Annotated in this window: 18 protein-coding genes; 5 read left to right on the top strand and 13 right to left on the bottom strand. The window is 71.4% G+C overall.

Annotated features, from left to right (window positions below; translation table 11 throughout):
- Positions 1–13 precede the first annotated feature (13 nt).
- The 7 genes from rnc to L0P92_RS20705 form a co-directional block, all read right to left on the bottom strand.
- Complete coding sequence (gene rnc / locus L0P92_RS20735; RefSeq protein WP_234764290.1) at positions 14–868, bottom strand: ribonuclease III; 855 nt, start codon at positions 866–868, stop codon at positions 14–16.
- A gap of 7 nt (positions 869–875) precedes the next feature.
- Positions 876–1,049, bottom strand: a complete 174-nt coding sequence (gene rpmF, locus L0P92_RS20730; protein ID WP_003951102.1) for a 50S ribosomal protein L32 — start codon at positions 1,047–1,049, stop codon at positions 876–878.
- 2 nt (positions 1,050–1,051) lie between these two features.
- The gene (locus L0P92_RS20725; protein ID WP_234764289.1) at positions 1,052–1,699 is read right to left on the bottom strand and encodes a YceD family protein; all 648 of its coding nucleotides are present in this window, start codon (positions 1,697–1,699) and stop codon (positions 1,052–1,054) included.
- A 138-nt stretch (positions 1,700–1,837) separates the two neighbouring features.
- Positions 1,838–2,920 carry a F0F1 ATP synthase subunit B gene (locus L0P92_RS20720; RefSeq protein ID WP_234764288.1) on the bottom strand — a complete coding sequence of 361 codons (1,083 nt, stop codon included), beginning with the start codon at positions 2,918–2,920 and terminating at the stop codon, positions 1,838–1,840.
- 58 nt (positions 2,921–2,978) lie between these two features.
- On the bottom strand, positions 2,979–3,458 hold the full coding sequence (coaD, locus tag L0P92_RS20715) for a pantetheine-phosphate adenylyltransferase (protein WP_217215171.1): 480 nt from the start codon (positions 3,456–3,458) through the stop codon (positions 2,979–2,981).
- A gap of 26 nt (positions 3,459–3,484) precedes the next feature.
- Complete coding sequence (gene rsmD, locus L0P92_RS20710) at positions 3,485–4,072, bottom strand: 16S rRNA (guanine(966)-N(2))-methyltransferase RsmD (RefSeq protein WP_234764287.1); 588 nt, start codon at positions 4,070–4,072, stop codon at positions 3,485–3,487.
- Between the two features lie 80 nt (positions 4,073–4,152).
- Positions 4,153–7,383 carry a helicase-related protein gene (locus tag L0P92_RS20705; RefSeq protein ID WP_234764286.1) on the bottom strand — a complete coding sequence of 1,077 codons (3,231 nt, stop codon included), beginning with the start codon at positions 7,381–7,383 and terminating at the stop codon, positions 4,153–4,155.
- A gap of 189 nt (positions 7,384–7,572) precedes the next feature.
- On the opposite strand from L0P92_RS20705, the gene L0P92_RS20700 reads away from it, so the two are divergent.
- Together L0P92_RS20700 and L0P92_RS20695 are read left to right on the top strand one after the other, a co-directional pair.
- Positions 7,573–9,411, top strand: coding sequence for an HSP90 family protein (locus L0P92_RS20700; protein ID WP_234764285.1), 1,839 nt, complete (start codon positions 7,573–7,575; stop codon positions 9,409–9,411).
- Complete coding sequence (locus tag L0P92_RS20695; RefSeq protein ID WP_234764284.1) at positions 9,408–12,407, top strand: methyl-accepting chemotaxis protein; 3,000 nt, start codon at positions 9,408–9,410, stop codon at positions 12,405–12,407. Before L0P92_RS20700 ends, L0P92_RS20695 begins: the two co-directional genes overlap by 4 nt.
- A gap of 51 nt (positions 12,408–12,458) precedes the next feature.
- On the opposite strand, the gene L0P92_RS20690 is transcribed toward L0P92_RS20695, so the two are convergent.
- Entirely contained in the window at positions 12,459–14,108 is a 1,650-nt protein-coding gene (locus L0P92_RS20690; protein ID WP_234764283.1) for a DAK2 domain-containing protein, read from the bottom strand.
- A 256-nt stretch (positions 14,109–14,364) separates the two neighbouring features.
- On the opposite strand from L0P92_RS20690, the gene rpmB reads away from it, so the two are divergent.
- Entirely contained in the window at positions 14,365–14,550 is a 186-nt protein-coding gene (gene rpmB / locus L0P92_RS20685; RefSeq protein WP_003993230.1) for a 50S ribosomal protein L28, read from the top strand.
- Between the two features lie 123 nt (positions 14,551–14,673).
- Here the strand turns inward: rpmB and thiD are convergent, their stop codons facing one another.
- Complete coding sequence (thiD, locus tag L0P92_RS20680; protein ID WP_234764282.1) at positions 14,674–15,465, bottom strand: bifunctional hydroxymethylpyrimidine kinase/phosphomethylpyrimidine kinase; 792 nt, start codon at positions 15,463–15,465, stop codon at positions 14,674–14,676.
- Complete coding sequence (locus L0P92_RS20675) at positions 15,462–16,430, bottom strand: thiamine-phosphate kinase (protein ID WP_234764281.1); 969 nt, start codon at positions 16,428–16,430, stop codon at positions 15,462–15,464. The genes thiD and L0P92_RS20675 overlap by 4 nt, the downstream gene beginning before the upstream one ends.
- 206 nt (positions 16,431–16,636) lie before the next feature.
- On the opposite strand from L0P92_RS20675, the gene L0P92_RS20670 reads away from it, so the two are divergent.
- On the top strand, positions 16,637–16,870 hold the full coding sequence (locus L0P92_RS20670; protein WP_003997603.1) for an Lrp/AsnC family transcriptional regulator: 234 nt from the start codon (positions 16,637–16,639) through the stop codon (positions 16,868–16,870).
- 20 nt (positions 16,871–16,890) lie between these two features.
- Positions 16,891–17,424: a DUF3515 domain-containing protein gene (locus tag L0P92_RS20665; protein ID WP_234764280.1), complete on the top strand. Its 534-nt coding sequence runs from the start codon at positions 16,891–16,893 to the stop codon at positions 17,422–17,424.
- A 33-nt stretch (positions 17,425–17,457) separates the two neighbouring features.
- Here the strand turns inward: L0P92_RS20665 and L0P92_RS20660 are convergent, their stop codons facing one another.
- The 3 genes from L0P92_RS20660 to L0P92_RS20650 all read right to left on the bottom strand — a co-directional run bounded on the left by L0P92_RS20660 (position 17,458) and on the right by L0P92_RS20650 (position 20,605).
- Positions 17,458–18,615, bottom strand: coding sequence for a D-alanine--D-alanine ligase family protein (locus L0P92_RS20660; protein WP_234764279.1), 1,158 nt, complete (start codon positions 18,613–18,615; stop codon positions 17,458–17,460).
- 182 nt (positions 18,616–18,797) lie between these two features.
- Positions 18,798–19,808: an NAD(P)H-dependent glycerol-3-phosphate dehydrogenase gene (locus tag L0P92_RS20655; RefSeq protein WP_234764278.1), complete on the bottom strand. Its 1,011-nt coding sequence runs from the start codon at positions 19,806–19,808 to the stop codon at positions 18,798–18,800.
- Entirely contained in the window at positions 19,805–20,605 is an 801-nt protein-coding gene (locus L0P92_RS20650) for a lysophospholipid acyltransferase family protein (protein ID WP_234764277.1), read from the bottom strand. Before L0P92_RS20650 ends, L0P92_RS20655 begins: the two co-directional genes overlap by 4 nt.
- Positions 20,606–20,749: the final 144 nt, after the last annotated feature.

Here is a 20,749-nt window from a genome sequence, read left to right as displayed (position 1 = left end):
TCGCTCTGTTCGGTCAGGCGGAGGCCGACGACGCGTCGGCGTCGGACTCAGCGGTGTCCGGCTCGGCGGCATCCGCTGCCGCCTTCGCCTTCTTGGCTCGCTCGTCCGCAGCGGCCCGGATGGACCGCCACGCGGACTCGGCGGCCTGCTGCTCCGCCTCCTTCTTGCTGCGGCCGGTGCCGGTGCCGTACGAGACGCCTCCGACGCGGGCGGCAGCAGTGAAGGTCTTCTCGTGGTCGGGGCCGGTCTCCGTGACCAGGTACTCGGGGACACCGAGCCCCTCGGTCGCGGTGAGCTCCTGGAGGGACGTCTTCCAGTCCAGGCCGGCTCCGAGGTTCGAGGACTTCTCGATCAGGGGGTCGAACAGGCGGTGCACCAGCTCCGCCGCCGAGTCCAGGCCCTGGTCGAGATAGACCGCGCCGATCACCGCTTCCAGGGTGTCGGCGAGGATCGATGCCTTGTCCCGGCCTCCCGTGCCCTCTTCACCACGGCCGAGCCGGATGAAGGAGCCGAGTTCGAGGCCACGACCGACCTCCGCCAGCGCACGCGAGTTGACCACCGCGGCCCGCAACTTGGCCAGCTGGCCTTCGGGCAGGTCGGGGTGGGTGCGGTACAGCGTGTCCGTGACAACGAGGCCGAGGACGGAGTCCCCGAGGAACTCCAGGCGCTCGTTGGTGGGCAGGCCGCCGTTCTCGTACGCGTACGAACGGTGGGTCAGCGCACGCACCAGAAGGGCGGACTCGAGCTTGTACCCGAGCCGCCCTTCCAACAGCGTGTGGGACGAGGCCTGGTTGTCCGCCTTCTTACGGGCGTGTGGGTCCGCCTTGGCGTCTTCCGCCTTCTTGGCAGTGGACACAGTGCCTCTCACCAGCCGCTCAGACCTCGAGGACCTGGCGCTTGTTGTAGGTGCCGCAAGACGGGCACGCGATGTGCTGCTGCTTGGGCTCGTGGCAGCGCTCGCACGCAACCAGGGTGGGGACCGCAGCCTTCCACTGCGACCGGCGGTGGCGCGTGTTGCTGCGCGACATCTTCCGCTTCGGAACAGCCACGGCTACTTCTCCTGCTTCTCGTCGACGCCCGCTTCCGCGTCAGCGCCGCTCATCTCGTCCTTCTCGCCGTCTCCGAGTGAACCGGCGAGTCCCTGCAGTGCCGCCCAACGGATGTCGACGGCGTCGTGGTGGTGGTCCGGGTCGTCCGCGAGACGCGCGCCGCACTCGGCGCACAGCCCTGGGCAGTCTTCCTGGCACACCGGCTGCATCGGCAGTGCGAGCACCACCGCATCACGCAGCACGGGTTCGAGGTCGAACAGGCCGTCCTCGAGAAAGAGCCTGTCCTCGTCGTCCTCGGCGTCGTCGCCGGGTTCCGCACTGTGGTGGCGGCCCCGGTCATCGGCGTCAGGGTACGAGAACATCTCCTGGAAGTCCGCTTCGACGTCGAGCTGAAGCGGCTCCAGACACCTTACGCACTCCCCCTCGGCCTGTGCACGGGCGGTGCCTGTGACAAGCACCCCTTCCATGACCGACTCAAGGCGGAGTTCGAGCTCCACCGGGGCGCCTTCCGGCACTCCGACGACCCCCTGGATACCGAAGTCCTTGGGAGCGTCGATCTCGCGGGTCAGGCGCTGCAGCGCACCGGGCCGCCGACCCAGCTCGTGTGTGTCGAACACGAGAGGGTTGCGGTGGTCGAGGCGGGCTGTCACGCCATTCCTGCTTTCGATCTGCTGAGCTCAGAGGTCACTGCCCTTCGGTGTCGCCCGGGCAGCGTTGATCGCGGACGTACACGCGACCGAAGAGCCAGGATACTGGACCTTTCGCTCCCGGCCCAATCCGGTGGCCTCCTACTGGCCCCGCCCCTGCTCGTAGGCCCGCAACTGCTCCGCGCTGATCATGCTGGTGTCGAAGAGGCTGGTCTCGTCGAGGGCGTATCCCTGATCGCCCTGCGGGGCCTGCTGCGGTACCTGCTGCTGGACCTGGTTCGGGTCGTAGGCGGCCTGCTGGGGAGCGTAGCCCTGGTAGGCGTAGGGGTCGGCCTGCTGGTAGCCGTACGGGTCCTGCTGGCCGCCGTACTGCTGCTGGTAGCCGTACGGATCCGCGGTCTGCTGCTGGTAGCCGTACGCCGGCTGCGCGGTCTGCGGGTCGTACTGCGGCTGGGGCGGTACGGCCGCCGTCTGCTGCTCGGCGGGGGCCGCCGGGGCGTCCTGCTCCGCGAGGGCGGCGAGGTCGGCGAGGTAGTCGGCGTCGCTGGAGTGCTGGACGGTGCCGGTGTCGTCGGCGAGGGCGCCGAGGTCGTCGGTGGCGATCCGGCCGTGCAGCTTCTGCCGGCCGCGGCCCACGGCCTCCAGGGTCTTGGCGAGGACCGCCTCGAAGGCGCCGAGCTTGACGTCGACGTATTCGTCGGCGCTGCGGCGCAGGGTCTCCGGGTCGTGGCTGCGCTCGGGGGCGTCCTCGTCCTCGTAGCCGTTCTCGTCGGTGCCGGGGCCGGTGCCGAGGAGCTTCTCGCGGCCGCGGCCGACGGAGCCGAGGGTCTTGGTGAGGACGACCTCGAAGTTGGCGAGCTTGGAGTCGACGTAGTCGTCGGCCTCCGCGCGGACGTCCTCGGCCTCCTTGCGGGCCTCGGCGAGGATGCGGTCGGCCTCGGCCTGGGAGCGGCGCGCGACCTCGGTGTCGGAGATCAGGGAGCCGCGCTCGGCGTGCGCGCCCTGGATGATCCGCTCGGCCTCCTGACGGGCCTGCTCGACCATCTGCTCACGGCCGCCGATCAGCTCCTGGGCCTGGGCGAGGGAACCGGGCAGGGCCGCGCGGACCTCTTCCAGCATCGAGAGAAGTTCGGCGCGGTTGACCACGCACGAGGCCGACATGGGCATCGACCGGGCACCTGAGACCGAGGCGACGATCTCGTCGAGCTTCTTCTGCACGTCCACCGTGTGCTCGCCACTCTCTACAGCTGTGATGGAGACGGACGGGACGACTGTAGTCCCATCAGTCCTTGCGCAGGCGCTTGTTGAGGGCCTCCAGAACCACCGGCGGCACGAGGTGGGAGACGTCGCCGCCCCAGGTCGCCACCTCCTTGACGAGGGAGGAGGACAGGAAGCTGTAGGTCGGGTTGGTGGGGACGAAGAGGGTCTCCACGCCCGACAGGCCGTTGTTCATCTGGGCCATCTGCAGCTCGTAGTCGAAGTCGCTGACCGCGCGCAGGCCCTTCACGATGGCCGGGATGTCGCGCTGCTTGCAGAAGTCGACGAGGAGGCCGTGGAAGGCCTCGACGCGTACGTTTCCGTACTCGGCCGTGACCTGGCGGATCAGGTCGAGTCGCTCGTCGACCTCGAACAGGCCCTTCTTGGCCTTGTTGATCATGACGGCGACGTAGACCTCGTCATACAGCCTCGAGGCGCGGGAAATGATGTCGAGGTGTCCGTTGGTGATCGGGTCGAACGACCCGGGACAGACGGCGCGGCGCACTGGTGATCCCTCGCTCTCGGGTCCGGTCATCGTGCGTCTTCGCACGTGGAGGCGGCGCGACCGTACCAAAACGTTCCCTCGCCGTAACGACGGGCCCGGATCGCTTCGAAACCGTCCGGCCACCGGAATTCGCCACCTCTGGTGCTGCGCTCCACGGTGACGAGTGCGTCCGGTGCGAGCCAGCCCCCTGAGCGGAGTGTGAGCAGGATCTCGCGAAGATCGTGATCTGTGACTCGGTACGGGGGGTCCAGGAAGGCGATGTCGTACGGCGCCGTCGGTGCCGGGGTCTGGATGATCTGTTCAGCTTTGCCCGATCTGACCTCGGCGCCGGGGAGACCGAGGTTCTTGACGTTCTCCCTGACTGTGCGGGCGGCTCTGGCGTCCGCCTCGACGAGGAGGGTGTGGCTCGCGCCTCGGGACAGGGCTTCCAGGCCGACCGCGCCCGAGCCGGCGTACAGGTCGAGGACGCGTTCGCCCTGCAGTGGGCCGCCGAGGAGGGACTGCCAGGTGGAGAAGAGACCTTCGCGTGCGCGGTCGGAGGTGGGGCGGGTTCCCGTGCCGGGGGGCACGGCCAGGCGACGTCCGCCGGCTGCGCCGGCGATCACGCGGGTCATCTGTGGTCCTTGGTTGTGGGCGGCTTTAGGTATCAGTGTGGCTGGTCGCGCAGTTCCCCGCGCCCCTGAGGTACTCGCCTCTAGCCCTTTTCCAAGTACTGCTCCCTCTCCTCGTCCAGGAGGGCGTCCAGAGCCGTGCGTAGGCCTGGAAGCTGCGTCAGCTCAGGGTCCGCCGCCACCAGTGCCGCCGCCTCGTCCCGCGCCTCGGCGATGATCTCCTCGTCCTCGATCACGGCGAGGACCCGCAGCGAAGTACGGGCTCCCGACTGGGCCTGGCCCAGGACGTCGCCCTCGCGGCGTTGTTCGAGGTCGATGCGGGAGAGTTCGAAGCCGTCCAGGGTCGACGCCACCGCGTTGAGGCGCTGGCGGGCCGCGCTGGCCTCCGGCATCTCCGTGACCAGGAGACAGAGGCCCGCCGCCGAACCACGGCCGACCCGGCCGCGGAGCTGGTGGAGCTGGGAGACGCCGAAGCGGTCGGCGTCCATGATGACCATCGCGGTGGCGTTGGGGACGTTCACGCCGACCTCGATGACCGTGGTGGCGACCAGGACGTCGGTCTCGCCGGCGGCGAAGCGGCGCATGACGGCGTCCTTGTCGTCGGGGTGCATACGGCCGTGCAGCACCTCGACGCGCAGGCCTTGGAGGGGGCCCTTGGCGAGCTGGTCGGCCACCTCCAGGACGGCGAGCGGCGGGCGCTTCTCGGCCTCGTCCTCGGGGGACTTCTTCTTGCCGGTCTTCTTCGGGTCGTCCTCCTCGTCGCCGATGCGGGGGCAGACGACGTACGCCTGATGGCCGCCCTCGACCTCCTCGCGCACCCGCTCCCAGGCGCGGGCCAGGAAGTGGGGCTTGTCGGCGGCGGGGACGACGTGGGAGGCGATGGGTGAGCGGCCGGCCGGGAGCTGGTCGAGGACCGAGGTCTCCAGGTCGCCGAAGACGGTCATGGCGACGGTGCGCGGAATGGGGGTGGCCGTCATGACGAGCAGGTGGGGCGGCTGTTTTCCCTTGCCGCGCAGGGCGTCGCGCTGCTCCACGCCGAAGCGGTGCTGTTCGTCGACGACGACCAGGCCGAGGTCGTGGAACTGCACCTTGTCCTCGATCAACGCGTGTGTGCCGATGACGATCCCGGCCTCGCCGGTGACCAGGTCGAGCAGGGCCTGGCGGCGGCCTGCCGCGCCCATGGAACCGGTCAGCAGCACCACCTTGGTGGCCTGCTCGGCACCGCCCAACATGCCGCCCTCGGCCAGCTCGCCCATCATCTCCACGACCGAACGGTGATGCTGCTGGGCGAGGACTTCGGTGGGCGCGAGCATGGCGGCCTGACCGCCCGCGTCGACGACGGCGAGCATGGCGCGGAGGGCCACCATCGTGTTGTGGGTGACCGTGAAGTTGTCCGTGACGTATGCGTGGCTCGGGTGCGCCACGCTGATGCACTGCACCGGCTTTCGCCCCACGTGCTCGACGCCGCGGATTCCCCGCCGGAAGGTGTTGTATTTCGGCCGTGGCCGGACGCGGTCGGCCTTGCGGGTCAGCCTGAACGGCGTGTACTCGTCGGGCAACGCGACCGAGACGTTGAACGCCGCTCGCTTCGGCAGGACGCGGGCACGGCCGCCGAGCGAGCGCACCAGCCAGGCGACATCGTCCGCAAGCCTGCGCGAGGCCGTGCAGAGCGACACGCTCATGCCGTCCGCCTTGATCGTGCCATCGGTGTCCAGGAGCCCTTGCAGCAGAGCGAGACGGTTCTTGACCGATGTGTTCTTGAACTCGTCGGGAACGAACTTGCCGTGCGACGTCTCGCCCCAGAGGTTGAGATCCCGCAGGGTCTGGATCACCGGGTTGCGCCCTCCGCCGACTCGTTGGGAGAGCTGGATCGTGTAGTCGCAGTGAGAGCCCTTCACCGGTACGAGACGGCATTCCGGCGCCACGGCGGCGGCCACGGCATCGTGGATCTCGTCGTCGGTCGTGGACAGCCGCAGGTTGTGCCGGAATGAGCCGTCCCCGAGGAGAAGGCCGAACAGATAGGGGTCCAGTGGCAGCCTGGAGTCGCCTCCCAGGTCGACGGGGGCTGCGGCCGGGATGTACCACTTCGAAGACCCGTTCGCCTCGAACGTGTCGAGACGGATCTCCCGCGTCGTCATGACCTTGGGCGCTTGGCCCCGGTGCCACCCACTACTCGTTCCGACGATCCAGAGATGCTCGTCGTCGCACTCCACAGCACTTCCGTCGGAAAGGACCATGCGCCACACATCGCGCTCTCCTTGCGGGAAGACGCCGTCGATCAGCGCGATCTCCCCGTCCGGTACGACGACTTCGTCACCGACCCGCATCTCCCCCATCCGGCGGAAACCGGCAGGTGTGAGCACGAGCGCGTCGAGGGGTTGGGCCTTTCCCGATCCGACTTCCCCCTGGAGCAGCCGGTGCATCGGATGCTCGGTCGCCAGGTCGTCGAAGATCTCCCTCGACACCTTCTGCTGGCCCTCGGTGAGGGTGAACGGGAGGCGGTCGTCGAAGGACGTCAGCAGGCCGTCCGGCTTGGGTTTGCGGGCCACCGCCGGGAGTTGGGCGTCGGCGTGGCGGCGGCGGGCCAGGGCGACCTGGAGGACGAAGGCCTCGTCCCACTTGAGGCGGGAGCGGGCGTCCTCGATGTCGGCCTTGGTGTGCGGGCGATGGATCTTGAGGAGGGCCTCGGGGAGGGTGACCAGGCCACGGCCGGCGCGGAGGGTGTCCGGGAGGGGGTCGACGGCTTCCTGGGCGCTGGGCAGGACCGTCTGGATCGCCTTGCCGATCTTCCAGGACTCCAGTTTGGCGGTGGCGGGGTAGATCGGGATCAGGGCGCCGGCCCAGGTCTCGACCGTCTCCGCCGCCTCGTCGTCGGCGCCGCGCAGCAACTCGTACGCCGGGTGTGCGAGTTGGAGTCGGCGGTTGAAGACGGAGACCTTGCCCGCGAACATCGCCCGGGTGCCCGGCAGGAGCTCCTTGTGGGGCTTGTGAACGCCCGCGCCGAAGAAGACCAGTTGGAGGCGGCCGCTGCCGTCCGTGATCGTGACTTCGAGGCGCTGGCCCTTGCCGCGGGGGGCCTTCGAGGAGGCGAAGGTGTGCAGGCGGGCGTCGGCGACCATGGCGACCACCGTCACGTGCTCGTCCATGGGGAGGTCGGCCAGGTGTGTGAGCTGGCCGCGCTCCTCGTATCTGCGCGGGTAGTGGTGCAGGAGGTCGCCGACGGTATGCAGGCCGAGGTGCTCGGCCATCACCTTGGCGGTGGGAGGGCCGAGCACTTTCTTCAGTGGTTCTTCCAGTGCGGGCACGAGATCCATTCCACACCACGGCACTGACAATGCCGTAGAGGTCGCGGCGCCCGTCCCGGTAAACGTCCCGGAAACCCCTGGTCAGACGTTTCGTTTCGGCTCTAGGATGGCGCGCTCCGGCCATCCTTTCGCGGTCACCGCCTCACCGGGACCGCCCGACCCCGCGCCGTCCCTAATCCCCCCAACGGCGCCGTGACGATGGACTCCCAGACCTCACAGTCATCCCAGGCACCTCAGCCGCCCCAGCCACCTCATACATTCCAGGTCGACCTGCGTGGTCTGGTGGACCTGCTCTCCCACCATCTCTACTCCAGCCCGAAGGTCTACCTGCGCGAGCTGTTGCAGAACGCCGTCGACGCGATCACCGCCAGACGCGCCGAGGAGCCGGGCGCGCCGGCCAGGGTGCGGTTGTACGCGGAGGCGGGCGCCCTGCGGGTCGAGGACTCGGGGGTCGGGCTCACCGAGGCGGACGTGCACAGCCTCCTCGCGACCATCGGGCGCAGCTCCAAGCGTGCCGAGGGGCTGCAGGAGGCGCGGTCCGACTTCCTGGGGCAGTTCGGCATCGGTCTGCTGGCCTGTTTCGTGGTCGCCGAGCGGATCCGGGTGGTCAGCCGCAGCGCCCGTACGCCGGCCGCCGCGCCGGTGGAGTGGACGGCGACGGACGACGGTTCGTACACCGTGCGGACGCTGCCTGACGACGCCCGTACCGAACCGGGCACCACCGTGCACCTGGTGGCGCGGGCCGGTGCCGCAGAGTGGCTGGCCGAGGACCGGGTGCTGGCGCTGGCGCGGGACTTCGGCTCGCTGCTGCCGTACGACGTCCGGGTCGGCGGCGAGGCGGTCACCGACCTGCCCGCGCCCTGGGACCGGCCGTACCCCTCCCCCGCCAACCGCAGGGTGGCCCTGGCGCGGCACTGTCACGACCTGTTCGGCTTCACGCCGCTGGACTCGGTCGACCTGGACGTGCCGCTCGCCGGGATCCGTGGTGTGGCGTACGTCCTCCCCTCGTCGGTGAGCCCGGCCCAGCGGGCGGGTCATCGCGTCCACCTCAAGGGCATGCTGCTCACCGAGCGCGCCGAACAGCTGCTGCCCGACTGGGCGTTCTTCGTGCGCTGCGTGCTCGACACGGACAGCCTCAGGCCCACGGCCTCGCGTGAGTCGCTGTACGAGGACGAGACGCTGGCGGCCGTGCGGGAGGCGCTGGGCGAAAGGATTCGGTCCTGGCTGACGGGGCTCGCGGCCGGTGATCCGGAACGGCTTGCGGCGTTCCTGGCCGTGCACCACCTGGGTGTGAAGTCGCTCGCGCGGCACGACAAGGAGATGCTGCGGACGATGCTGCCGTGGCTGCCGTTCGAGACGACCGACGGACGGCTGTCGCTGGAGGAGTTCGCGCAGCGGCACCCCGTGGTGCACTTCACGCGGACCGTCGAGGAGTACCGCCAGGTCGCGCCGATCGCGTCCGCGCAGGGCGTCGGGGTGATCAACGGCGGCTACACGTACGACAGCGAGCTGGTCGAGGCCCTGCCGTCGGTGCGGCCGGGGACGGTCGTCGCCGAACTGGACGCCGACACCGTGACCGCCCATCTGGACGCCGTCGACCCGGCCGAGGAGCTGGCCCTCGCGGGCTTCCTGGCGGCCGCGCGGGCGAAGCTGGACCCGCTGGGCTGTGATGTCGTCCTGCGCGCCTTCCACCCGCTGTCGGTGCCCGCGCTGCACCTGGACGACCGGGCGGCCCGGCACGAGCAGGCCCGCGCGGAGGCCGAGGAACAGGCCGACGACCTGTGGGCGGGCATCCTCGGCTCGCTGCGCGGCGGCGCGCCACGCGCGCGTCTGGTGCTCAACCACCTCAACCCGCTGATCCGGCGGATCAGTTCCCTGGGTGATCCGGAGCTGATCGGCACCGCCACCGAGTCCCTGTACGGGCAGGCGCTGCTGATGGCACAGCGTCCGCTCAGGCCCGCGGACTCGGCCCTGCTGAACCGGGCCTTCATCGGCCTGCTGGAGTGGGCCACGAACGGCGAGGAGGGCCGCCGATGAGCGACGTCACGGACTTCGACTCGCTGCGCCGGGCGATGGCGGAGAACGGCGAGGAGCCGGAGGGTCCCGCCCGCAACGCGCGCGCGGAGCAGCTGCTCGCCGAGGCCGAGAAGCTGAGCATCCCGCTCGCCGTGATCGAGGCGCTCGGACACCAGCTGAAGGTCTACAACTACAGCTCCGAGAAGGACAAGATGTTCGTCCCCTTCGCGCGTCTGCTGCGCATGTGGGACGAGCGCCCCGAGGACTTCGACGAGTACGAGACCCACTCGCTGCACTGGGTCTTCAAGTGGATGTCGTCCGGCATGCTCGACCAGCCGCACATCCCGCTGGCCTCGATCGAGAAGTGGCTCGGCGAGATGGAGCACCGCTACCGGCTCGCCGGGCACTCCGAACGGGCCGTGCGCAGCGCCGAGTTCAGTGTGGCCGCGCATGTCGGGGACGTGCCGCGCGCCGAGCGGGCGTACGCCGCCTGGCTGGCCGCCGACCGGGACGGCATGGCCGACTGCCACGCGTGCGAGCTGCACGGGCAGGGCTGGTGGCAGGCCGAGCGGGGCCGGGACGCCGAGGCGATCCGGCTGTGGGGGCCGGTCCTGGCGGGCGAGTTCACCTGCGCCCACGAGCCGCACACCGTCCTCGCCTCCTCCCTGGCGCCGCTGCTGCGGCTGGGCCGCCTGGACGAGGCCCGCGCCCACCATCTGCGGGGCTTCCGGCTCGTACGGGCCATGGAGAGCATGCGCGCCGCCTACGCGGACCACGTGGAGTTCTGCGCGCTCAGCGGCAACGAGGCGCGCGGCCTGGAGCTGCTCGCCGAGCGGCCCGCGTACTTCACGGACGACGGGCATCCGCGCAGCAAGCTGGAGTTCATGGCGGTGGTGGCCCTCCTCATGGACCGTCTGGGCGAGCTGGGACTGGGCGACCAGCGGGTTCCCGGCCCGGCCGGCCGTGACTGGAGCGCCCGTGAACTGGCCGCTCACGCGCGTGGGGAGGCCCTCACGCTGGCGGCGGGCTTCGACCGGCGCAACGGCACGGCACACGTCAGCGAGCGGGCACGCGCGCGTATGGACCAGCGGCCGCTGGTGGAACGGCTGCCGCTCGGGGTGCGTACGGCGGCGGCACGGCCCGCTGGGGTGGCGGCGCCCGCGCCCGCCACGGCGACCGTGTCCGGCGGGGCCGAGGGCGGGACAGCGCCCGACCTGGCCGCGCTCCTGATCGAGGCACGCCGGCTGTCGGACACCTTGCAGCCGCACGCCATCGAGGCCTGGGCGGCCGTCTCGCGGGCCGCCGAGGGCGTCGAGCTGGCCGCACGCGACCGCGCGGAGATCGCCGATCACCAGGCGATGGACCTGGGCCCGGAGGGCGTCGCCCTGTTCGAGGAGGCCGCCGGGCTGTACGCGGAGGCGGGCGACCCCGGGGAGGCGCTGGCGGCACGCGCGCGTGGAGCGTACGTACGCGCTCTCACCGGCGATGTTCCCGAGGCCCTCGCGGTGATCGCCGACCTGTACGACCGGGTCCTCGCGCTGTACGCCGAGGACGGCACGGGCGTACGGCAGACGGCGGCCGTGCTGATGAGCCGGGCGCGGATCCTGATGCGGCGGGTGCACGAGGCGGAGGGCGTCACTCAGGAGGCCGCCCTGGCCGACGCCGGGGCCGCCGCCGGTGAGGTGCTCGCGCTCGTCGACGGCCGGGCCGGGGACGACGTACGGCTCGCCTCGCGGGCGGCGGAGGCGCAGGCCATGCTTGCGGAGCTGGCGGCGCTCGCCGGGGACCTGGAGCGGGCGGCGGAGCTGTTCGCGCGGGCTTCGGAGGCGTTCGTCGAGGCGGGGCTGCCGTGGTTCGCGGTGGAGTACGAGGCCCGGCTGGCCGGTCTCGCGCACCATCTGGGCGACACGGCTCAGGCCGAGCGGGCGCTGCGCGCGGCCCTGGAGCACGGCGGGCCGCACCTGGAGGCGCCGGGGCGGGCCCAGCTGCATCTCCAGCTGGCGGAGGTGCTCGGCGGCCGGGGGCTGGCCGAGGAGGCCGCGGAGCACGCCCTGGAGGCGGCGCACTGGGCCGACGAGGCGGGCGAGAGCCGGACGCTGGGGTCCTGGGCGCGACAGCAGCTCGGCGGGTTCCTGCTGCGGCAGGGACGGTTCGCCGAGGCGGCGGAGGTCCTGGAGTCGGCGCTGCCCGATCTGACCGCCGAGATGCACGGCGACGGCGCGGTCGTGCAGACCCAGTGGTGGCTCGGCGACTGTCTGAGCGAGCTCGGCGAACACCGTGAGGCCGCCGAACGCCGCCTTCAGGCCGCCGAGATCGCCCGGCACTGGCCCGAGCAGCACGATCACGCCACGCTCGCCCACCTCGCCGCCGAGTCCCTCGGCCACGCGGGCCTGCACATCGAGGCCGACCAGGCGTACGCGCGCGCGGGCGCCCTGTGGCGCGAGCTCGGCAACGTCCACGGCCTCGTCCGCTCCTTGCGCGCCCGCGCGTGGCTGGCGCTGCGGCTGGAGGACACGGCGGGCGGCCGGGACGAGGGTGGCCGGGACTGCGGGGACGACACGGCGTCGGCGCTGATGGCGAGCGCGATCAGCGCGTGCACGGAGGCACTGGACTCGGCGGCGCTCGACTCGGACGACGACGAGGAGGCACGCCGGCGGATGGTCGCCGAACTCGGCCACACCCACCGGCAGTTCAGCGATCTGCTCGCCCGCTCGGCCACGGAGGACGCCGAGGACGAGTCGATCCGGGCCGCACTGGAGGCGGCCCTGGCCCAGGTGACCCAGGCCGTCGCGGTGTTCGCCGCCCTCGGCGACGACGCGCTGCACAGCCGCACCGGCGCCGAACTCGCCGCGGGCTGGCTGGAGGCCGACCTGAGCCGCCCGGAGCGGGCCGCCGCACGCGCGCGTGCCGTGCTGTCGGCGTACGAGGGTCATGACGCGGCCGACGAGGCGGCGCGGGAGCGGCGGGCGGAGGCCGAGCAGATGCTTCAGGTGGTCCAGGAACAGGACGCCGAGTAACGGGAGGGAGCCCTCCGTTCGCTTGAGTCCTCCGTTTGCCCGGCCCTCCGGTCACTCCACGCCGATGAGCAGCAGCGCCCCTTGCCGCCCGCCCCGGTACACCACCGTGTCGACGGCGAGATAGGCCTCACGCACGCGTGCCTCGAGGTGCTCGGCGATCATCTCGGGCGCCTCGTCGCCGAGGACGAGGGTGACGAGCTCGCCGCCGGCCGAGAGCATCCGGTCGAGGACCGTCTCGGCGGTGGCGGTGACGTCCGTACCGATCACGGCGACGTCGCCGTCGACGAGGCCGAGGACGTCGCCGGCCTGGCAGATGCCGGCCATGGTCCAGGACTGGCGTTCGGCGACGGCGACCTCGGCGTAGCGGGTCGCGCCGGCCGCCGAGGTCATGGACACCACGTCCTCGTCGAAGCGGCGCTCCGGTTCGTGCACGGCGAGCGCGGCGATGCCCTGGACCGCGGACCGGGTCGGGATCAGCGCCACCCGGATGCCCTCCGCGCGGGCCTGCTCGGCCGCGGCGGCCGCCGTGTGCCGCAGCTCGGCGTCGTTGGGCAGCAGCACCACCTCGCGTGCGTGGGCACGCCGTACGGCCTCCACGAGCTCCCCGCTCGCGGGCGGCTCCCCGGGGCGCGCGAGGACGGTGGTCGCGCCGGCCTCGCCGTAGAGCCCGGCCAGACCCTCGCCGGGCACGACGGCGACCACGGCCCGCTGGGCCCGCTCCCGGGGCGGCCGCTCGGCACCGGTGGTGTGCACGTCACCGGCACCGAAGTGGGTGATCCGGATCCGGTACGGCCGCCCGGCCTCGACGCCTGCTTCCACGGCGGCCCCGGCGTCGTCGACGTGCACATGGACGTTCCACAGCCCGTCACCGCCGACGATCACGAGTGAGTCCCCGAGCCCGTCGAGCCGCTCGCGCAGCCGGTCCACGGCCGCGTCCTCGGCCTCCAGCAGGTAGATCACCTCGAAGGCGGGCCCGCCCTCGTCCACGGTGTCGGCGCACTCCTCGGCCTCGGGCTCCACGCGCGCGGGCGCCCCGGACACCACCACGGGGACCGCCTCCCCCGTGACCGTCTCCACCAGGGCGCCCAGCACCGCCACCAGCCCGCGCCCACCGGCGTCGACGACCCCCGCGCGCTCCAGGACCGCCAGCTGCCCGGGCGTGGCCGCCAGCGCCGCACGCGCCCCCTCGTACGCCGCCCGCGCGACCGCCCCGCAGTCCTCGCCCTCGGTCCCGTCGGCCGCGTCCGCGGCGGCCGAGGCGACCGTGAGGACGGTGCCCTCGACCGGGTGGGCCACGGCCTGGCGGGCGGAGTCGGCCGCGTGCCGCAGGGCGAGACGCAGACCGGGGCCGTCGGTGTGAGCCGTCTCACCTTCGGCGGAGAGCACCTGGGCCATGCCCCGCAGCAGCTGGGCGAGGATCGTCCCGGAGTTCCCCCGGGCGCCTATGAGAGCCCCGTGCGCCATCGCGCGGGCCGCGTCCGCGAGCGTGGGTCTGCCGACGTCGTACGCGGTGAAGACGGCCTCCACGGCCGCGACCGCCGACTCCACGGTCAGGTAGAGGTTCGTCCCCGTGTCGCCGTCGGCCACGGGGTAGACGTTGATCGCGTCGATCTCCTCGCGCGCCCGTCCGAGTGACTCCAGCGCGAGGCCGCACCAGGTGCGCACCGCGAGAGCATCGAATGTCTGCGGCACCTGCGCCACCTGCGCCTCCTTGAGCGGCCGAACGTGGCACGCAGCGTAGACCCAGAGCCGGTGTGCGCCGGAAGTGGGCCGGGAGCGGGCCCCTGAGCAGGCATGGTAGTTTCGTTCTACTGGCGCAGTCGTTGTATGCTGCTCCGGTTGCCCGATGCAGATCGGGCCGTTCCCCTGGCAATGTCACTCAGATCTCTGATCCTAGATCTCGATCCCGGCATGCCGGGATTAACCGTAAGTGGATCTGAAGTCTTTGGAGTGACCCGTGGCTGCCAACTGCGACGTCTGCGGCAAGGGGCCGGGCTTCGGCAACAACATCTCGCACTCGCACCGCCGTACGTCCCGTCGCTGGAACCCGAACATCCAGCGCGTCCGTACCGTGGTCGGCGGGACGCCGAAGCGCGTGAACGCCTGCACCTCGTGCATCAAGGCCGGCAAGGTCTCGCGCTGACGCCAACAGCTGAGCGCGCGGCCACTGCTGGTTCGCTGCACAGAGCCGGTCCACCTCGGTGGACCGGCTTTTTGCTGCGCCCGAGCGGCCGGTCCCGCACGGCCTGAACCGTCGCCCGAGCCGCTACGAGTCCTCGCGGAACCGCCACCCGTGATCCACGGGCCCGATCCCGCCACCGAGCGCGAACCCCGCCCTGATCGCCCCGGTGACGTACTCCTTGGCCGCCGCCACCGCCTCCGGCACGGGCAGCCCCTTGGCGAGCCCCGAGGCGATGGCCGAGGCGAGCGTGCAGCCCGTGCCGTGGGTGTGCCGGTTGTCGTACCGGGGTGCCCGCAGCCAGTGCTCCGCGGAACCGTCCGTCAGCAGATCCACGGCGTCCCCGGGCAGATGGCCGCCCTTGATCAGCACCCAGCGCGGCCCGTACGCCAGCACGGCCGCCGCGGCCTGGCGCAGCTGCTCCTCCGCCTCCACCCGGACTCCGGTGAGCTGGGCCACCTCGTCGAGGTTGGGGGTCGCGACGGTCGCCACCGGCAGCAGTTTCGTGCGTACGGAGTCCAGCGCCGAGGCCGCGAGCAGCGGGTCCCCGTGCTTGGAGACGCCGACCGGGTCGACGACCGCCGGCGCGTCCGTGGCCCCGATCAACTCCGCCACCGTCTCGACGAGTTCGGCGGACGCCAGCATCCCGGTCTTGATCGCCTGGACGCCGATGTCGTCCACGACGCTGCGGTACTGGGCGCGCACGGCCTCCACGGGCAGTTCCCAAGCGCCCTGCACGCCGAGGGAGTTCTGCGCGGTGACCGCCGTGATCACGCTCATGCCGTGCACGCCGAGCGCGAGCATCGTCTTCAGGTCGGCCTGGATGCCGGCGCCGCCGCCCGAGTCGGAGCCCGCCACCGTGAGGACATGGGGGATCATGACTCGATGTCCCCGCCGAAGTGGTCCCAGCCGCCCTTCTTGGTCCACGGCGCCCCGTCCACCGTCACCTGGGGCAGCGCGGAGGGGTTGAGGACCTCGCCGATGACCTTCCAGCGGGCCGGGAGCTTCACGTCGGGCGGGAAGGTCGCGACGATCGCGTGGTCCTCTCCCCCGGTCAGCACCCACTGCATGGGATCGACGCCGACGGCCTGCCCGATGTCGTTCATCTGGGACGGGATGTCGATCGCGCCGGAGCGGATGTCGATGCGGACCTTGCTGGCCTCGGCGATGTGCCCGAGGTCGGCGATCAGCCCGTCGCTCACGTCGCACATGGCGGTCGCGCCGAGCCCGGCCGCGGCCGGACCCGCGTGATACGGCGGCTCGGGACGCCGGTGCGCCTCGACGAAGGCGCGCGGCGAGCGGAACCCCCGCGCCAGCACGGCGTATCCGGCAGCCGACCAGCCCAGCCAGCCGGTCACCGCCACGAGGTCGCCCGGCTGCGCGCCGGCGCGCGTGACGGGCTCCTGGTTGCGCAGATCGCCGAGCGCGGTGATCGACACCATGATCGAGTCGCCCCGTACGACATCGCCGCCGACCACGGAGGCCCCCGCTACCTGGCATTCGTCGCGCAGCCCGTCCATCAGCTCGGTCGGCCAGGTGACCGGGAGTTCGGCCGGCACGACCAGGCCCAGCAGCAGCGCGGTCGGCACCGCGCCCATGGCGGCGATGTCCGCGAGGTTCTGCGCGGCGGCCTTGCGGCCGACGTCGTAGGCCGTGGACCAGTCACGGCGGAAGTGCCGCCCCTCCAGCAGGATGTCGGTGCTGGCGACCACCCTGCGGTCGGGCGCGGCCACCACCGCGGCGTCGTCGCCGGGGCCGACCCGGACCGCCGGGGTGGTGGTGAGACGGGAGGTGAGCTCCCTGATGAGCCCGAACTCGCCGAGCTCACCAACAGTGCCCTTCATTGCCCTTACGCCCCTTCTGTCCCTGTCCGCACCCGGTCGCGCGTCACTTCGGTCCTCGCTACGGTCGACGTGTACGTCAACTTCTGTCGTGCCCGCACCCCGGCGCGCAAGCCCCGGTCCCCGCGGGTCTCCCCGCGGCGAGCGGCGACGCGATACCGTGGCGTTCCTTTTCCCCACATGATCCTCGTGGCCGCCCTGGAGGTTCCGTGGTACAGGCGTACATCCTGATCCAGACGGAGGTCGGCAAGGCGTCGACCGTCGCCGAGACGATCAGCAAGATCCCTGGAGTCATCCAGGCCGAGGACGTGACAGGACCGTACGACGTCATCGTGCGCGCCCAGGCCGACACGGTCGACGACCTGGGTCGCATGGTGGTCGCGAAGGTCCAGCAAGTGGACGGCATCACCCGCACCCTGACCTGCCCGGTCGTACATCTGTAGCCCCCGTCTACCCTTGGCCGGTGAACTCTTTCCGTCACCGGCACATTTCTGTTCTCGGGCTGCCCGCGCTCGTCCTGCTGATCACCGCGGCGGGCTGCTCATCAGCAGACGACAGCGCGTCGGCGGCGGTTCCCAGTCCCGGCACCACGGCGGCGAAGCTGTGTCAGAACCTCGACAAAGCACTGCCGGCCAAGGTCGACGGTGAGCGCCGTGCGGATCCCTCGCCCGCGTCCCCGCTGACCGCGGGCTGGGGGGACGACCCGGCGATCATACTGCGCTGCGGTGTCGTACGGCCGCCGAAGATGATCGACCCCAAGGTGGCCGAGGGCCGGGATCCGGACGCGGTGGCCGGGGGCGTCGAAGGCGTCAAGTGGCTGATGGAGAAGCAGGACGGCGGGGGGTACCGGTTCACCTCCGCGAGCCGCCGGGCGTACGTCGAGGTCACCGTGCCCGACGGGGTGGACAGCTCGGGTGCGCTGATCGACCTGGCTCCGGCCATCAAGAAGGCGATCCCCACGGGGATCGCCGACCTGACCGTCGCGGACCCTGGCTGAGCCCGTTTTCCTGAGCCTGTTCGCCGAGCCCGCCTACCTGAGCCCGGTGGAGCGCCGCAGCGCCGCCTGGATCAGCCGGTCCACCAGCTCCGGGTAGCTGATCCCGCTCGCCTGCCACATCTGCGGGTACATCGAGATCGGAGTGAACCCGGGCATCGTGTTGATCTCGTTGATCACGAACTCCCCGTCCTCGGTGAGGAAGAAGTCCGCCCGCACCAGGCCCTCGCACGACGCCGCCTCGAAGGCGTCCACCGCGAGCCGCTGGACCTCGGCCGTCTCCTGGGCCGTCAGCGGGGCCGGCACGATGCCGGGCGTGGAGTCGATGTACTTGGCCTCGAAGTCGTAGTACGCGTGCGCGTCCGGCGGCGGGATCTCGGCCGGCACGGAGGCGCGCGGGCCGTCCTCGAACTCCAGCACCCCGCACTCGATCTCCCGGCCGCGCAGCGCCGCCTCGACGAGGATCTTGGGGTCGTGCCGCTGGGCCTCGGCGATGGCCTCGTCCAGGCCGGCCATGTCCTCGACCTTGGTGATGCCGATCGACGAGCCCGCCCGCGCGGGCTTCACGAACAGCGGCCAGCCGTGCTCGCCGGCCAGGTCGACGATCTTCTTGCGGGCGGCCGACTCGTCCCGCTCCCACTCGCGCGGCCGGATCACCACGTACGGGCCCACCTTGAGCCCGAAGGAGGTGAACACCCGCTTCATGTACTCCTTGTCCTGGCCGACGGCCGAGGCGAGCACGCCCGAGCCCACGTACGGCACGCCGGAGAGCTCCAGGAGGCCCTGGAGGGTGCCGTCCTCGCCGTAGGGGCCGTGCAGCACCGGGAAGACGACGTCGACGTCACCGAGCGCCTTGGGCACCGATCCGGGCTCGCTGTAGACCACTTCGCGGCTCGCGGGGTCGACGGGGAGCACCACGCCGCCCTCGCTGGACTCGGCGAGGTCGTCGACCTCGGGCGTACGGCGGTCGGTGATCGCCATGCGTTCGGGATCGTCGGCGGTGAGCACCCAGCGGCCGCCGCGCGTGATGCCGATCGGCAGCACGTCGTACCGCGTCCGGTCGATCGCGCGCAGGACGGCGCCTGCGGTGACCATGGAGATCCCGTGCTCGGAGCTGCGACCGCCGAACACGACGGCCACGCGCGGCTTGCGGGGCGGCTGGTCAGGGCTCTGGGGGAGGTTCTCGGTGCTCATATCGCGTTGAGGGTACCCGGTGGTAGGCCCCGGAGTCAGCGTCCGTTGACGCTGGCGATTCACCAGCACCCCCGGAAGGGCCGCGCCCGCAGGGCGCGCCCTCAGGGGCGCGGGGAACTGCGCGACAAGCCCCGACGGCGCCGCAGCCGAAGGACAACCCCACCGCACCCCAAGCGGAGCGCCTAGCGTCGCTCGGACTTGGCGCTGCGCGACATCAGCTCCTTCAGCGCGACCACCGGCGGCTTGCCCTCGTGGACGATGCCGACGACCGTCTCCGTGATGGGCATGTCGACGCCGTGCCGGCGGGCCAGATCCAGCACGGACTCACAGGACTTGACGCCCTCGGCGGTCTGCTTGGTGACCGCGATGGTCTCCTGCAGGGTCATGCCCTTGCCGAGGTTGGTGCCGAACGTGTGGTTGCGGGACAGCGGCGAGGAGCAGGTCGCCACCAGGTCGCCGAGGCCCGCGAGTCCGGAGAACGTCAGCGGGTCGGCGCCCAGCGCGACACCGAGCCGCGCGGTCTCGGCGAGGCCGCGGGTGATCAGGGAGCCTTTGGCGTTGTCGCCGAGGCCCATGCCGTCCGCGATGCCGACGGCGAGCCCGATGACGTTCTTCACGGCACCGCCCAGCTCGCAGCCCACCACGTCGGTCTCGGTGTACGGCCTGAAGTACGGCGTGTGACAGGCGCTCTGGAGGCGCTGCGCGACGGACTCGTCGGTGCAGGCGACCACGGCGGCGGCGGGCATCCGCGCGGCGATCTCGCGGGCCAGGTTGGGCCCGGTGACCACGGCGATGCGGTCCTGGCCGACCTTGGCCACGTCCTCGATGACCTCGCTCATCCGCATGGCGGTGCCGAGTTCGACGCCCTTCATCAGGGACACCAGGACCGTGCCCGGCGCCAGCATCGGCGTCCACTCGGCGAGGTTGGCGCGCAGGGTCTGGGACGGGACGGACAGCACCGTGAAGTCGGCGTCCGCCATGGCCTGGGCGGGGTCGGTGGTCGCCCGCATGCCCTGCGGGAGCTCGACGCCGGGGAAGTAGTCCGGGTTCGTACGGGTCGAGTTGATGGCGTCGGCGACCTCGGGGCGACGCGCCCAGAGGGTGACCTCGCATCCCGCGTCGGCGAGGACGATGCCGAAGGCCGTACCCCACGAACCCGCACTCAGAACTGCCGCCTTGACGGGCTTGCTCACGTGCCCTGCCCCTCTTCCTGCTCGGCCTTTTCCTGCTCGGCCTTCGGCTGCGCCTGCCGGTTCTGCGCGGCAGTGCGGCGCCGCTGCTCGATGCGCTCCTGACGCGGATCGTACGGCGTCTTCGGCGCCTTCTCGCCGCGGATCTCCTCCAGCTGGGCCGTGATGGCGGCCATGATGACCTCGGTCGCCTCCTTCAGCAGGTCCGGGGTCATCTCCTTGTCGTAGAAACGCGCGAGGTCCACGGGCGGGCCCGCGAGCACCTTGTGGGTCTTGCGCGGACGGAGGTTGAGCTTCTTGGCGTAGGGCGGCAGCAGTTCGTTGGCGCCCCACTGCGCGACCGGGATCACCGGGCACTTGGTCTGCAGGGCGACGCGTGCGGCACCGGTCTTGCCGGTCATGGGCCACTGGTCGGGGTCGCGGGTGATGGTGCCCTCGGGGTAGAACGCGACGCACTCGCCGCGCTCCACGGCGTCGATCGCGGCCCGGAAGGCGCTCAGCGCGTCCGTGGTCTCCCGGTAGACGGGGATCTGCCCGGTGCCGCGCATGGCGGCGCCGACGAATCCCTTCTTGAAAAGGCCGCTCTTCGCGAGGAATCGCGGAACCCGGCCGGTGTTGTACTGAAAGTGCGCGTACGCGAAGGGATCGATGTGCGAATTGTGATTCACCGCGGTGATAAATCCGCCCTCGGCCGGAATGTGCTCCATTCCACGCCAGTCCCGCTTGATCAGAACCACCAGCGGCGGTTTGCAGATCACCGCGGCGAAGCGGTACCAGAAGCCGATTCTGCGGCGGGGCACGCGCGCACCTTCCTCTAGGGATCAAGGACGTAGGGCCGGACGGCCCCGGGGGCCGCACAAGTGTCGCCCCAGGCCGCCGGTCTGTCGAGAACACCGTACGCCCGCCCCGCGGCCCCCCCCCCCCCCGCGCAGCGGCCGGAATAA

Origin of the sequence: Streptomyces muensis (assembly GCF_021474425.1) — a bacterium.
Lineage (GTDB): Bacteria > Actinomycetota > Actinomycetes > Streptomycetales > Streptomycetaceae > Streptomyces > Streptomyces muensis.
The sequence above is the reverse complement of the archived record's forward strand: the minus strand, read 5'-3'. Positions and strand labels throughout refer to the sequence as shown.